A 15,099-nucleotide genomic window follows, 5' to 3' on the forward strand; every position below is an offset into this window, starting at 1 on the left:
GATCCAGCGGCGCGACCCGCACGAGGCGCCACGGCTCCTCGTCGACCCGCGCGCGCACGGTGAGGGCGTCGCCGGAGCGGCTCGCGCGGATGGTGACCAGCCGGCCGGACCAGCCCGGCACGGGCGCGAGCGACCAGTCGGACACGCCGCGGGTCACGACGGCGCCGAGCCCGTCCTCCCCGTCGCTGCGCTCGACGCCGGCCTTGATCCAGCTCTCCGCGTCGACCCGCACGAACGCGCCCGCCTGGTCGAACTGCTCCGCCAGGTCGAGGACGAAGGCGACCTCCACGGCCGAGCCCGGCGGCAGGGGCGCCAGCAGGGCGTGCTCCGTGTCGTGCACGAAGCCGTACGACGTGGTGCGCCAGGCGTCGCTGCCCGCGCGGGCCGTCACGTCCATGCCGTCCGAGTGGATCCGCACCGCCTCGGGCTCCGTGGTCCAGCGTCCGTCCGTCCAGGGCACGTCGATCATGCGTCGACGCTACGGGTCCCCGTGTCGCCGCGCGACCCGGCGTCGGGGCGAGGCGGGCAGCTCGGCGCGGTGCGCCTGGTCCGACGCGCCCGGACCGCGTCGACGCTCCCGGTCCGCGGCGCCCGGCCGCGAGGCGACCGTAGGCTCGTCCCATGCGCAGCCCGTACCCCGAGATCGACCCGTACGACACCGGCATGCTCGACGTGGGGGACGGCCAGCTCCTCTACTGGGAGACCTCCGGGAACCCCGACGGCATCCCCGTCGTCTTCCTGCACGGCGGTCCCGGGGGCGGTACCAGCCCCGCGCACCGGCGCCTGTTCGACCCCGCCCGGTACCGCATCGTCCTCGTCGACCAGCGCGGCTGCGGCCGCAGCACGCCGCACGTGTCGGAGCCCTCCGCCGACCTCTCCGTGAACACGACCTGGCACCTCGTCGCCGACCTGGAGCGGCTCCGCACGCACCTCGGCGTCGAGCGCTGGCTGGTGTTCGGCGGATCCTGGGGCTCGACCCTCGCGCTCGCCTACGCCGAGACGCACCCGACCCGCGTGACCGGCCTCATCCTCCGTGGCATCTTCACGCTGCGGGCATCCGAGCTCGACTGGTTCTACGAGGGCCCGGCCGGCATGGTCTACCCCGACGGGTGGGAGGCGTTCACCGCGCCCGTCCGCGGGGTCCCGCGCGGCGGGATCATCGCGGCGTACGCGGCGCTGCTCGCGGATCCCGACCCGGAGGTGCACGGGCCGGCCGCGGTCGCCTGGTCGACGTGGGAGGCGTCGGGCATCACCCTGCTGCCGAAGCCCGAGGTCGTCGCCCGCTTCGCCGAGCCGTCCTACGCGCTGGCCTTCGCGCGCATCGAGAACCACTACTTCACGCACGGCGGCTGGATGGAGGACGGCCAGCTGCTCCGCGACGCGCACCTGCTCGCCGGCATCCCCACCGAGATCGTCCAGGGCCGCTACGACATGTGCACGCCCGCGGTCACCGCCTGGGACCTCCACCGAGCGCTGCCGGAGGCGCGCTTCACGATGGTGCCGGACGCGGGGCACGCGTTCGACGAGCCGGGCATCCTCGACGCGCTCGTCGCCGCGACGGACCGGGCGGCGGAGCGGCTGGGGTGAGGTGCGGGCTGGCGGGGCTTCTGCGCGGAGCGGAGGCACGGGCATCCGCCGTCACGTGAGCGCATGGCAGCCGCAGGCCGCTCTCGGCTGGCGGATGGCCGCTAGCGGCTGACCAGCGTGTGCGCCACGTGGCCGGCGGGCTGCGCGAGCGTGGCCGCGGGAGCGGCCGCGGCGCCGACACCGCTCAGGACGTCGAGCGCGCGACGGAGCCGGGTGCTGGAGGTGTGCATCGTGTACGGGAAGTAGACGACCTCGACGCCGACAGCGGCGAACTCCGCCTCGAGCCGCTCGCCCTTGGGGGTGCCGCGCCAGTCGTCGCCCTTGAAGAAGACGTCGAAGCGCACGTCGCGCCAGGTGTCGAGCTTGTCGGACAGCGTCTCCGCGCGGGCCTCGTCGACGTAGCTGATGTGGCTGACGATCTCGAGGCGCTCGGCGAGCGGCACCACCGGGGTGATGCCCTTGTTGCGCTCGAGCATCTCGTCCGAGACGACGCCCGCGATCAGGTAGTCGCACTGGCTCTTGGCGTGCTTGAGGATGTTGAGGTGGCCGACGTGGAACAGGTCGAATGCTCCAGCGGCGTAGCCGATACGGGTCATGGCTCGTCGTGTCTTCTCGGGTAGACCGCGTCCGGGCGCGGGTACGCCGGGGGAGCGGGATCGGGTGCTGCCCGGTGCGGGTACGCCGGGTCGGATCGACCTGCTCCAGCGACGCGGGTACGTCGGCCGACCTGGGTGGGGGCGGCGGGGAGCGGGTGGATCTCCTCACGAGCATAGGTCGCGGGCTCCCGCCGTGGGAAGCGGGAGCCCGCGAAAGGGGGGTGGGCGTCCGGTCCGCACGACGCGGGCCGGGGCGGTCAGAAGGTCCCGACGTGCTTGACCCCAGCCAGCTGGCCGACGAGCGCCGCGATGGGCGCGGGCAGCGGGACGGCGGCGGCCGACGCCGGCGCGATGTGCTGCGCCATGTCCGCGGACGAGGTGCTCGACGGCGTCACGGTGTTCCGCCACGTCGTGCCCTTCGCCGCGGCGAGGGCCTCCGCGGTCTCGTAGCGGACGAGGGTCGCGTTGTCGCCCTGACCCCAGGCGACCATGGTGGGGTCCGTGGTCGCCACGCGCTTCGTGAAGAGGTTGCCCGTGATCACGAGGTTCCACCGGTCCACCGGGATGCGCGTCCTCTGGTCGAGCGCGTAGACGGAGAACCGGCCTCCGTTGGCGAAGACGTTGTCGCTCACGGTGATGTCGCGGGTGAGCCACGGGACGGTCGGGTCGACGGCCGGCTGCCGCGGATCCTGTCCCTCGTAGTCCGCGACGGCCTGCCGGCGCTCGTCCTGCAGGAGGGCGAGGCCCATCTTGGAGTTGCTCCCCATCGTGTTGTTGAAGACCTGCACGTCGCCGGTGCCGATGATCTGGATGCCCGTCTGGCCTCCCGTGGTGGAGTTGTCGGCGACGACGGCCTTCGCGGAGAGCTCGAGCTGGATGCCCGTGTACTCGTTGTCGTTCGAGGTGTTCCCGACGATCGTGATGTCGTAGCACGACTCGTCGAGCCAGATGCCGCTGCCGAAGTTGCGGCTGGTGTCGTTGTTCACGACCGTGACGTCCCGCGCACGGGCGATCTTGATGCCGCCGCTCACCGGGGCCGCCTTGAACCGCTCCGAGTTGTTCTGGGTGAAGACGCTGTCCTCCACCACGAGCCCGTACGAGTAGCCGGTGCTCAGCCCGAGCATGCCGCTGCGTTGGACGGTGAGTCGGGACACGGTCGCGTCGTTGTTGCCGAGCGCGATGCCGACCATCGCGTTGTCCTGGATCACGAGATCGCGGGCCGTCGCGCGGACGTTGTCGAACCGCAGGGCGCCGCGGTCCTCGTAGCTCGTCGCGTAGCGCCGGATGCCGATGCCCTGGACGGTGGCGTCCGCTGACTGGATCTGGAGCGCCTGGCGCAGGTCGCTGGCGCGGACCTCCTTGCCGATCGGGTTGGTGCCGATGCGGATGGTCTTCGCCGTCTCGTCGACGAAGAACGTGCCGGGCACGACCTGCGCGGCCGTCGCGACCTGCCGCAGCGGCGTGCCGGCGACGAACACCTGGTCCGTCCGCGCCGCCATGGGCGCCTCAGGGCGGACGAAGCGCGGGTTGTCGGCGACGCCCGCGATGGTCCGGGGGACCTTCACGGCCCATCCGCGGGCCACCCAGCTGGTACCGCTCTTCGTCCAGCCGGTCACCTTCGAGGACCCGTCGAGCCAGACGGCCTCGCGCGGGAACGATTGGATGGTCAGCGGCTTGTTGAAGGGCACGACGACGGCCTCGTGGTACGTCCCGGCGCGCAGGACGATCGTCTGGCCGGCCTTCGCCTTCATGACGGCGGCGGCGAGGGTCTTGAGGGGCGCGGCCTTGGTCCCGGCGGCGGTGTCCCGGCCGACGAGGGCGTTGACGTAGAGGGCGCCCGCGGGCGCGGGATACACGGCGGATCCGACCGGCGCGGAACCGCGCGGTCCGTACGACGTGGGCACGGCCGCCGGCGCGGGGGACGACGCGGGAGCGGGCGTCGGCACGGCATCTCGGGTCGGTGCGGGAGCGGAGATCGATGGCGTCGGCTGCGTCGCCGCGGACGGGTCGGCGGCGACCTGCGCAAGGTCGTCGAACGCCACGGTCGTGGGCCCGCTGTTGCTGCCGGACGCGTAGGACCAGACCCCGGTGCCGCCCGGTGCGGAGATGCGCGCCGCAGTGGCGTCCGTCGCCATGGCATGCCAAGCCGGCTTCGCCGTGCCCATGGGCCACGCCCGCACGGAGAGCGCCACCGGCGACGTCCCCGTGGCCTGCACCTCCACGTGCACGGAGGTGCCAGCTGCCGCCGTCCCCAACGCGACGGGTGAGCCGAGGTCCGTGGAGGAGCCGTCCGCTGCCGTCCTCGTGATGCTGACGCGCACCGCACCCGATCGCCCGAATTCGACCCGGCCCCGGTAGGAGGTCCCGTCCGGCTGTCGGCGGATCTCGAGCCCCTGGTAGAGGCCGAGGGGCGCAGTGCCCACGAGCGCGACCGTGGCGGCGACGGAGCCGTCGCGCATCGGGGCGTCGTCGAGGGACGCGGCGGCTGACGTACCCGCCGCGATGCCCGAGATCCGCGCGCGCGTGCCGTCCACGGAGAACGTGGCCCCGCGCTCACCTCGAAGGGTGTACGAGGCGCCTCCGTCGGCGGTGCCCCGCCCGACCGCGACTTGGCGAGTGAAGGTGTCGACGGGCATCGTCGACGCGGCGGCCGAGTCCACACCGTCGACGAGCATGCCCGTGGTGAGCGCGGTGACGGAGAACGCCGCGAGGGCGCCGTGGGCGATGCGGGACGTGGCCCGGATCCTGGTGTGCGGGTGACTGGTCATCTCGGTCCTCTTTCGCGACGCTCTGCTGGCGGTCACGAGTCCACGACGAGGTTCCGGAGGACGGCGGTGCGATGATCGGTCCCCCCGGGACGATCGCCACCATCTCGACGACGGGCGGCGGGGTTCGGGACCAGCTGCGCGCGGGCCCCCCGGCCCGACGCCTCCCGAGGTCCCCGTCGTCCCCGTCCTCGGGATGAGATGGCTCGATCCCCGAACACTATCCAGCCCGAGCCCCCGATGGGGGGCCCGAGGCGAAGTCAGTACCCCGCCGGCGGGGGATCAGTAGCGCGGGGCCGAGACCGCCGCCGCGAGGCGACGGACGAGCGAAGGACCCCGTCCACCGGACGGGGTCCTTCGCTCGGACGCGCGGGCGCCTAGAAGATGCCGACGCGCTTCACCCCGGACGGTTGCCCGAGCAGCCCGGCGATCCCGCTGGGCAGCGCGACGGCGAGGTTCGCGGCCGCCGTGAGATAGGAGGCCATCCCCGACACGGACGTGCTGGCCGTGGTCATCGTGTTCCGCCATGAGCCGTTCTTCGCCGCGGACAGAGCGGCGGGGCTCTCATAGCGGGCCAGGGTGGAGTTGTCACCCTGGCCCCAGGCCACCATCGTCGGGTCCGTCGTCGCGACCCGCTTCGTGAACAGGTTGCCCGTGATGGTGAGGTTCCACCGGTCGACCGGGATGTTCGTCTTCTTGTCGATCGCGTAGATGGAGAAGCCGCCGCCACTCGCGAAGACGTTGTTGCTGACGACGATGTTGCGGGTCAGCCACGGGACGGTGGAGTCGACGGCAGGGCGGCGGGGGTCCTGCCCGTCGAAGGAGGCGACCGCCTGGCGTCGCTCGTCCTGGAGGAGCGACAGCGCGAACTTGGAGTTGCCGCCCATCGTGTTGTTGAACAGCTGCACGTTGCCGCTGTCGAACAGGTTGATGCCGGTCTGGCCGCCGGTCGTGCTGTTGTCCGCGACGATCGCGGTATCGGACAGCTCCAGCTGAATGCCCGTGTACTCGTTGTCGTTCGAGTCGTTGCCCGTGACCGTGAGGTCGTAGCAGGACTCGTCGAACCACATCCCCGACCCGAAGTTCCGGCCGGTGTCGTTGTTGACGACCTCGACGTCGCGCGAGCGCGTGATCTTGATGCCGCCTGACACCGGCGCGGGCTTGAAGCGCTCGGCGTTGTTGCCGGTGATCACGCTGTCCCGCACCACCAGCCGGTACGCCGAGCTCGCGTTCACGCCGAGCATCCCGTTGCGCTGAGCGGTGACCCGCACGAGTCGAGAGTCGTTGTTCCCGAGGACGATGCCGACGGTGGCGGTGTCCTCCACGACCACGTCCTGCATCGTCGCGCGCACGTTGTCGAAGCGGACCGCACCACGGTCGTCATAGGTGGTCGCGTACCGGCGCACGCCTATGCCGCGGACCGTGGTGTCCGGCGCCTGGACCTGGAGGGCCTGGCGGAGGTCGCTGGCTCGCACCTCCTTGCCGCTCGGGTCGGAGCCGATGCGGATCGTCCCCGCGCCATAGTCGACGAAGAACGTGCCCGCGACCACCGCAGACGCGGATCCGACCTGGCGGAGCTGGGCGCCACCGAGGAAGACCTGATCCGGCCGGGCCGCGAGCGGCGCGGCGGAGTTCACGAAGCGCGGGTTGTCGGGGACCCCGGAGATCGCGGACGAGAACCGCGTGCCCCAGCCCGAGGCGACCCAGGTCGACCCGCTGCGGACGAAGGACGCGACGCGGCTGGAACCGTCGAGCCACACCGCCTCGCGCGGGTAAGCCTGGATGGTCACGGGCTTCTGATAGGGGACGACGACGGACTCGTGGTACGTCCCCCCACGCATCACGATGGTCTGCCCGGAGGAAGCGCGCGCGACCGCGCGGGTCAGGGAGCGCAGGGGCGCGTTCTGCGTCCCGGCGGCGCCGTCGTCGCCGGACGAGCTGCTCACGAACAACGCGCCCGACGGCACGGCATACGCGGCGGAGCCGACCGAGACGGAGCCCCGGGCGGTGCCGGTGCGGGGGAGCGCCGTCGGGGTCGGCGCCGGCGCCGGCGCGCTGGTGGTCGGCGTCGGCGTCGGGGTCGTCGTCGAAGGGGCGCCGCTGGCCAGGCCGTCGACCGCGAGCGTGGTCGACGTGGAGTTGCTGCCCGACGCGTAGGCCCACACGCCGACGGCTCCCGCAGTGGCGACGCGCGCCGAGGAGCCGTCCGAGACGGTGCTCTGCCAGCCGGGCTCCGCGGTCCCTGCCACCCAGGCCTTCGCGGAGACGGCGACCGGAGAGGTCCCCGTCACCTGGATCCTGACGGCGACCGTGGTCCCCGGCGCGAACGAGCTGGTCACGTCCGCGCTCCCCAGGGCGGTCTCGCGTCCCGCGTTCGACCGCGAGACGGCGATCCGCAGCTTGCCGGAACGTGTGATCTCCGCCTTGCCGCGGTAGGACGAACCATCCCCCTGACGCCGGACCTCGAGGGCCGGATACGCCGTGAGCGCGGTCGAGCCGACCAGGGTCAGCGAGGCGGTGGCCGTGGCGTCGAGGAGCGAGGAGCCGGCGAGGTAGGCGCCGGCGGACGAGCCGGCCGGGAGCGCGGCGATACGGCCTCTGCTCCCGTCCACGGAGAAGGCAGTGCCCTTGGCGCCGTAGGTGCTGTACGCGCCACCGGACTCGGCGATGCCCCAGCCGGAAGCGACCTGGCGGGAGAAGGAGTCGGTGCCGACGGCCGCCGAGGCCGGGGCGGCGGGAACGAGTGTGGCGCCGAGAGCGAGGGCGATGGCGGTGGTCGTGCCGACGAGGATCGCCGGGACTCGTCGGAGGAGGGATGAGGGCAGGGGGATGGGCATGTCGTTCCTACGGGTCGGCACATCGGAGCCCCTCCGCGCAGGCGGGGAGGTCAGACGATCGGTGTCGGCACGGGGGCCCGGTGCATGGCACGGGTCCCGCGATCGTCAGCGTCGCGGGCGGATCCCGCGGGGCATCCCTCGTGGTGAGCGAGGAGCCCCGCTGTCCCCGTCGGGTCCCGGGCTGGCGATGTGGCGACTCTATCCGTTCGTGCACTACCACTTGCCGTCGAGGCGACGGATCATGCCGTGCACCCCGTACGGGGGGTGGCCCCACCCCAGTTCGGGGGCGCATTTCTCCACGTGCGAGGATTATCGCGGTCCGGAGCGCTCCTCGGCGTGTCCTCGTTGCGAGCGGGGTGGACTCGAGACCAGGAGGGCACCCGACAGTGGCCGACCCCGAACGCGCATCGTCCTCCTCCCGACGCCTTCGGCGTCCGCGGGCGTCGGCGTCCTCGGACCCGGCCACGACGGTCGGCGCCGCCGCACATCCGGCCCTCCGCGCGGTCGCGGCCGTCGCGATCGTCCTCATCGCGTTCCGCGAGCCGGTGCAGCAGGGTCTCGAGGTCGGGCACGTGGCGGCGGTGCTCCTGGCGCCGATCTGGATCCCGGCGTTCCTCCGCCACCGCGGCGCCCCGGTGCTGGCCGGCCTCGTCGTGCTGTCCGTCGTCGCCGGCGCGTGGCTGACGGCGTCCTCGTCCGCCGATCATGCGACGTCCTCCACGGAGGGGGTGTCGGCGTCGGTGCTGGTCCTGGGCGTGCTCGGCTCCGTCGGCGTCATCGTCTGGGCGCGCACCCTGATGCGAGATGCATCCGTGGCCGTCTGGTTCGGCTTCGGCATGGTCGCCGGCATCAACCCAGGGTCGACCCTCTTCTCCACGAACCCGTGGAAGTTCGGCTTGTCCGTGCCCTTGGCGGTCCTGCTGCTCGCGCTTGCCTGGCGATCCGGCAGACGGTGGGTCGCCGTCGTCGTCCTGGTCGCGCTCATCGTGATGGCCGGCACCAACGACTCGCGGTCCGAGCTGGCGGTCCTCCTGCTCGTGCTCCTCGTGGTGCTGTGGGATCTACGGCCCGCCACCGGCCGTCGGGGGAGCGTGGTGTCGACACTGCTGGTGCTCGGGGGGCTCGCTGTCGTCGTCTACCAGGCCGGGCAGGCGCTCATCCTCGAGGGGTACCTGGGGGAGTCGACGCGGCAGCGCACCGAGCGCCAGCTCGACGAGGCGGGCTCCGTCATCGCCGGAGGACGTCCGGAGCTCGGCGCCGCCACTGCCCTGTTCCAGCACCACCCCTGGGGCTTCGGCTCGGGGACGCTCCCGAACCTCACCGACATCCAGGTCGCGAAGACCGGCATGGCCGCGCTCAACTACGACCCGGACAACGGATACGTCGAGAACTACCTGTTCGGCAGCTCCTTCGAGCTGCACTCGGTGCTCGGCGACCTGTGGACGCGCTTCGGGTGGGCGGGGATCCTGCTGACCATCGCGATCCTCGTCGTGCTCGTCGCCGCGGCGGGCACGGCGGTGACGCACCGCATGGCGGCTGCCCTCCTGGTGTACGTCATCGTCAAGTCATTGTGGAACATCCCGTTCAGCCCGCTGTTCAGCGCGGTGCCGCTGCTGGTCCTGGCACTCGGGCTGAGCCTCGCTCCCCCCGCGCGTCAGGCGGCCGTCGGCCACCGCTCGCCTAGAGTGAGCGCTGACCGCACCCGACCCGCACGGAGGACCCATGTCCGCGACGCCCGCTGACCCTGATCCCTCGCGGGGGGCGGCCCCCGGACGCCGACGCCTCATCGTGGCGATGGTGGCGATCCTCGTCGCCGTCGTGCTCATCGTCGTCCTCGTCGTCGCCTCGAGGGGCGGACAGGGCGCCCCGGGTCCGACCGGGACCGAGGCGCCCGCCTTCTCGTCCGATCCCTCGGCGACCAGCACGCCGGTGACGTCCCAGGACCCGCAGGAGGGCCAGGTGCCCCCGGCGGAGGCCGCTCCCGTGGCGATCGACGCGACCGCGGAACCCGTCCCCGGCGTCGTCACGTCGATCAGCGCCCTCGCCGCCGTCGACGGCGTCGCCGATGGTCCGGGCGAGGTCGCCGGACCGGCGCTGTCCTTCGACGTCACGGTCCGCAACGACACCGCAGAGCCGGTGTCCCTGGCGGCCACCGTCGTCACCGTCTCCACGGGCGAGGACCAGCTGCCCGCCGACGCCCTCTCGACGGGTTCCGTCCCGTTGCCCGCGGACGTGGCTCCCGGTGCGTCCGCGACCGGGACCTACGTGTTCACCGTGCCCGCCGACCGGCGGGACGATGTGCGGATAGCGTTCGACTACCTCGCGGGGACGCCCGTGGTGGTCTTCGCCGGCGAGGCGCCGCGCAGCTGACCTCCGGGGTCCCGCCGATCGGCGGGCGTCGTCGCCCACTCGCTCGTGATGTCGTGCCCCCCCCTGTAATGGGGTCTCACCCGGCTGTGGATCCGCCCATAGGCTCCAGCCAGCGCACCGGTAACCCGAAATGCCGGTGCCTTTACCCGAATGAGGCCTCACCATGGGCATTACCCTGCCCTCGCGCCTGCGTCCGCTCGCGCTCGCCACCGCCGCCGCCGTCATGGCCTCGGTATTCGTAGGCGTCCAGCCTGCTGTGGCAGACACCGTCCCCGTCGAACCCACGACCCCCGTCACCGTCTCCGCCGACGCCCTGCCCACCGTGCAGATCAACGGCGTCGTCTGGACCCAGAAGGTGGTCGGCAACGTCGTCTACGTGGGCGGGAACTTCTCCACCGCCCAGCCCGCCGGCTCCGCCGCAGGAGCCAACACCGTCCCGCGGTCGAGCATCCTCGCGTACGACATCCGCACCGGCGTGCTCATCAACTCCTTCGCACCGGTCCTCAACGGCCAGGTCAAGGCGATTGAGGCCTCGCCGGACGGCTCCCGCATCTACATCGGCGGTTCGTTCACGACCGTCAACGGCGTGAACAAGTACCGCATCGCTGCGCTCGACCCGGTCAACGGCCAGGTCATCACCTCCTTCACCGCCGGGACGAACGCTCAGGTCAACGCGATCGCCGCGACGGCCTCGACCGTGTACCTCGGTGGTGCCTTCACCTCGATCGGCAAGAGCGTGCGCACCCGCATCGCCGCGGTGAACGCGTCGAACGGCGTGGAGACGGCCTTCGCGCCTGTCACCAACGACGGCTCGGTCACCGCGATGGTCATCTCCCCGGACGCGCAGAAGCTCGTCGTCGGCGGCAGCTTCACGAGCCTCAACGGGTCGAACAACCCGGGCTACGGCCTCGGCGCCGTCAGCACCGCGACCGGGCAGAACCTGCCCTGGAACGTCAACAACCTGATCCGTAACGGCGGTAACCAGTCCTCGATCACGAGCCTCACCGCGGACGCCGACGGCGTCTACGGCACCGGCTACACGTTCGGCGCCGGCGGCAACCTGGAGGGCGCGTTCCGCGCCGATTGGGCGAACGGCGACACGACCTGGGTCGAGGACTGCCACGGCGACACGTACTCCGCAGCGCCCTTCGGCGACCAGGTCTACGTCGCCGGCCACCCGCACTACTGCGGGAACATCGGCGGCTTCCCGCAGACGGAGCCCACCTGGACCTTCTACCGCGGGCTCGCGTTCACGAAGAAGGCCACGCAGACCATCACGCGCGACCCCATGGGGTACTACAACTACGAGGGCACCCCTGCTCCGACCATGCTCGACTGGTACCCGGACATCAACGTGGGCACCTTCACCGGCCAGAGCCAGGGTCCCTGGAGCGTCGCCGCCGGCGACGGCTACCTCTCCTACGCGGGCGAGTTCACCCAGGTGAACGGCAAGCGCCAGCAGGGAATCGTGCGCTTCGCCGCGAAGTCGAAGGCCCCCAACACGCAGGGCCCCATCGACTCCGGAGCGGCCTTCAAGGCGACGGTCACGTCGCAGGAGTCCGGCACGCTGCGCGTCAGCTGGCCCGCCAACGCCGACCGCGACAACACGCGCCTCATGTACCAGGTGTACCGCGACGGCAACACCACGACCCCCGTCTACACGACCACGCAGGACTCGTCCCCGTGGAACCGCCCGGCCATGGGCTTCATCGATCGTGGTCTGACGCCCGGCAAGGCGTACAGCTACCGGATCCGGGCCACCGATCCCCTCGGCAACACCGTCATCGGCGACAGCGTCTCGGCCACCGTGACCAGCGACGCCCCGAGCCCCTACGTCGACGCCGTCCGCGCCGACGGAGCCGGGTCCTTCTGGCGCCTCGGCGAGGCCTCCGGCACCGTGAACTACGACTGGGCCGGCTTCGACGACCAGACCGCGGGCACGGGCATCACCCGGGGAGCAGCAGGAGCGATCCTCAGCGACTCCACCAAGGCGTCGACCTACGACGGCACCGTGAACGGCCTCTCGGTCTCCAAGAAGCTGATCTCCGGACCGCAGACGTTCTCCGTCGAGGCGTGGTTCAAGACGACCACGACCTCGGGCGGCAAGATCGTCGGATTCGGCAGCAACCCGTCCGGCACGTCCGGCAGCTACGACCGCCACATCTACATGTCGAACGACGGACGCGTGAACTTCGGCGTCTACCCGAACCAGATCCGCAGCCTCAGCTCCGCCACGGCGCTGAACGACGGCCAGTGGCACCAGGTGGTCGGCACGCTCGGCCAGGGCGGCATGCAGCTCTACGTCGACGGCGTCCGCGCGGGCTTCCGCAGCGACACGACGTCCGCGCAGGACTACAAGGGCTACTGGCGCATCGGCGGGGACAACTCGTGGGACGGCGGCCAGTTCTTCGCCGGTGCCATCGACGACGTCGCGATCTACCCGACCGCGCTCGACCGCCAGCAGGTGGACGCTCACTACGTGGCCTCCGGCCGACAGTCGCGACTGCCCAAGGCCCCGGCCGACTCCTACGGCGCACGCGTCTTCCAGGACAGCCCCGAGTCGTTCTGGCGGCTGGACGAGAAGGGCGGCACGGACGTCGCGGCGGACGCCAGCCCGACCGACAGCCCCGCGGCCTTCCGCGGAGGCGTGACGCAGGGCGTGCCCGGCGTCCTCACCACCGCTGGCAGCACCGCGGCGCAGTTCGACGGCCAGAGCGGGCAGGTGACCGGCACCCGCCGCATCTCCAACCCGCAGACCTACTCGCTCGAGCTCTGGTTCAACTCGACGACGAACCGCGGCGGCAAGCTGATCGGCTTCGGCGACAACCCGAACGGGCTGTCCGGCAACTACGACCGTCACGTCTACCTCCAGGACGACGGGCGCCTCGTCTTCGGCACCTACACGGGGCAGCTGAACACGATCACGTCGCCCGGCTCCTACACCGACGGCCGCTGGCACCAGGTCGTGGCGAGCCAGTCGTCCGACGGACTGAAGCTCTACGTGGACGGTGAGCTCATCGGCACCAACCCGCAGACGCAGGCGCAGGGCTACGACGGCTACTGGAAGCTCGGCGGGGACCCGACGTGGGGCTCCTCCAGCCCGTTCGTCGCGGCGACCATCGACGAGGCGGCCGTCTACTCGACCGCCCTCTCCGCCGCCACCGTCAGCCAGCACTACGCGCTCGGCCTCGGCACCAAGCCGAACGTCGCCCCCGTCGCGGAGTTCGGCGCTCGGACCGCGGACCTTTCCGTGACCGTGGACGGCTCGGCGTCGACCGACTCCGACGGCCAGGTCGCCTCGTACGCCTGGGAGTTCGGGGACGGCGCCACGGCGACCGGCGCCACCGCCACCCACGCCTACGGCGCAGCGGGCACCTACACGGTCCGCCTCACGGTGACCGACGACAAGGGCGCCACCGCGGTCAAGACCGCGGACGTCACGGTCGTGGCCCCGCGGGTCAACCAGGCGCCGACGGCCGCGTTCACGACGACGACGGACGCCCTGGCGCTCGCGGTCGACGGAAGCGCGTCCGCCGACGCCGACGGCCGCGTGTCCTCCTACGCCTGGAAGTTCGGCGACGGGGCGACCGCCAGCGGCGCCCAGGCGTCGCACTCCTACGCCGCGGCGGGGACCTACCCGGTCACCCTCACGGTCACGGACGACGAGGGCCTCGCGGCGGTCTCCACGACCTCGGTGACCGTCGCCGCCGCCCCGCCCGTCAACCAGGCGCCGACCGCGTCCTTCACCAGCACGGTGACGGACCTGGGCCTCGCGGTCGACGGCTCGGCCTCGGCCGACGCCGACGGCAGCGTGGCGTCCTACGCCTGGACCTTCGGGGACGGGGCCACGGCCAGCGGCGCCAAGGCGACCCACGCCTACGCTGCGGCCGGCACCTATCAGGTGCGGCTGACGGTGACGGACGACGCGGGTGCCACCGCGACGACCGTTCAGAGCGTGGTCGCCACCGCCCCCGTGGTGGTCGACGCGCCCCCGACGGCGTCCTTCACGAGCACGGTCTCCGGATCCACGGCATCGGTCGACGCCTCGGCGTCCACGGATGCGGAGGGCCCGATCTCGGCCTACGCGTGGGACTTCGGCGACGGCAGCACGGCGACGGGCCGCACCGCGACCCGCGTCTACGCCACGCCGGGGACGTACACGGTCACGCTGCGGGTCACCGACTCCGCGGGTGCCCAGGCGACCTCCACGGGCACCGTCACCATCGCTGCGCCGCCGGTCGCCGCCCCGATCGCCCGCGACGCGTTCGCCCGGACCGTGGCCAACGGCCTCGGCACGGCGGACGTCGGGGGCGCGTGGACCCGCTGGGGGACCGCCGCGAACCTCTCCGTCAAGGACGGCGCGGCCCGGTTCCTCCTGCCCACCACCGGCGTCACCACGGGTGCGACCCTGGACTCGGTCAAGCAGACTGCGGTGGACATGCGCCTCGACTTCACGCTGGACAAGGCCGCGACCGGCGGTGGCACGTACGTGTACGCGATCGGCCGACGCGTGTCGAACAACAACGAGTACCGCGCCGTCGTCCGCCTGGCGAACAACGGCACCGCCGCTGTCTCGCTGGTGGCGCACCGGAACTCGGGCACGGCGACCACCATCGCCAACGAGGTCCGCATCCCCGGGACCATCGCGGCGGGCACCGCGGTGAGCGTCCGCACGCAGGTGGTCGGCACGAGTCCCACGACGATCCGGGCCAAGGTCTGGGTCGCGGGGACGCCGGAGCCCCAGGCGTGGACCGTGCAGACGACGGACTCGTCCGCCGGCCTGCAGGCCGCCGGAGGCCTGGGCGTGCTGTCTTACGTCTCGGGATCCGCCACGAACGCCCCGCAGACGGTCACCGTCCGCGACCTGACGGCGTTCGCCCCCTGATCCGACCGGGATGCGGTCGCGAGGCCGCATCCCGCTCGGACGTGCACGACCCGCAGCGC

Annotated in this window: 8 protein-coding genes; 4 read left to right on the forward strand and 4 right to left on the reverse strand. The window is 72.1% G+C overall.

From position 1 onward, the window contains the following. Positions 1-469, reverse strand: a 469-nt coding sequence (locus tag Q6969_RS02885; RefSeq protein ID WP_317229082.1) for a DUF1349 domain-containing protein, incomplete at its 3' end; no start/stop codon positions are given. A 152-nt stretch (positions 470-621) separates the two neighbouring features. On the opposite strand from Q6969_RS02885, the gene pip reads away from it, so the two are divergent. Further along, positions 622-1,587, forward strand: coding sequence for a prolyl aminopeptidase (gene pip, locus Q6969_RS02890; protein WP_317229083.1), 966 nt, complete (start codon positions 622-624; stop codon positions 1,585-1,587). A gap of 101 nt (positions 1,588-1,688) precedes the next feature. Here pip and Q6969_RS02895 read toward each other — a convergent pair whose 3' ends face one another. The 3 genes from Q6969_RS02895 to Q6969_RS02905 form a co-directional block, all read right to left on the reverse strand. Continuing rightward, positions 1,689-2,183 carry an adenylyltransferase/cytidyltransferase family protein gene (locus Q6969_RS02895; RefSeq protein ID WP_317229084.1) on the reverse strand — a complete coding sequence of 165 codons (495 nt, stop codon included), beginning with the start codon at positions 2,181-2,183 and terminating at the stop codon, positions 1,689-1,691. 257 nt (positions 2,184-2,440) lie between these two features. Next, positions 2,441-4,951: a right-handed parallel beta-helix repeat-containing protein gene (locus Q6969_RS02900; RefSeq protein WP_317229085.1), complete on the reverse strand. Its 2,511-nt coding sequence runs from the start codon at positions 4,949-4,951 to the stop codon at positions 2,441-2,443. Positions 4,952-5,325: 374 nt separating this feature from the next. Beyond that, positions 5,326-7,785 (reverse strand): right-handed parallel beta-helix repeat-containing protein, encoded by a 2,460-nt coding sequence (locus tag Q6969_RS02905; protein ID WP_317229086.1) that lies wholly within the window; start codon positions 7,783-7,785, stop codon positions 5,326-5,328. 386 nt (positions 7,786-8,171) lie between these two features. Between Q6969_RS02905 and Q6969_RS02910 the strand changes: the two genes are divergently transcribed. From Q6969_RS02910 to Q6969_RS02920, 3 genes are all read left to right on the forward strand, one after another. Continuing rightward, positions 8,172-9,527 carry a hypothetical protein gene (locus Q6969_RS02910; RefSeq protein ID WP_317229087.1) on the forward strand — a complete coding sequence of 452 codons (1,356 nt, stop codon included), beginning with the start codon at positions 8,172-8,174 and terminating at the stop codon, positions 9,525-9,527. 52 nt (positions 9,528-9,579) lie between these two features. Beyond that, positions 9,580-10,155: a hypothetical protein gene (locus Q6969_RS02915; RefSeq protein ID WP_317229088.1), complete on the forward strand. Its 576-nt coding sequence runs from the start codon at positions 9,580-9,582 to the stop codon at positions 10,153-10,155. Positions 10,156-10,318: 163 nt separating this feature from the next. Continuing rightward, entirely contained in the window at positions 10,319-15,040 is a 4,722-nt protein-coding gene (locus Q6969_RS02920) for a PKD domain-containing protein (protein WP_317229089.1), read from the forward strand. The last annotated feature ends 59 nt before the right edge of the window (positions 15,041-15,099 follow it).

Source organism: Clavibacter sp. MX14-G9D (assembly GCF_032917815.1).
Lineage (GTDB): Bacteria > Actinomycetota > Actinomycetes > Actinomycetales > Microbacteriaceae > Clavibacter > Clavibacter michiganensis_K.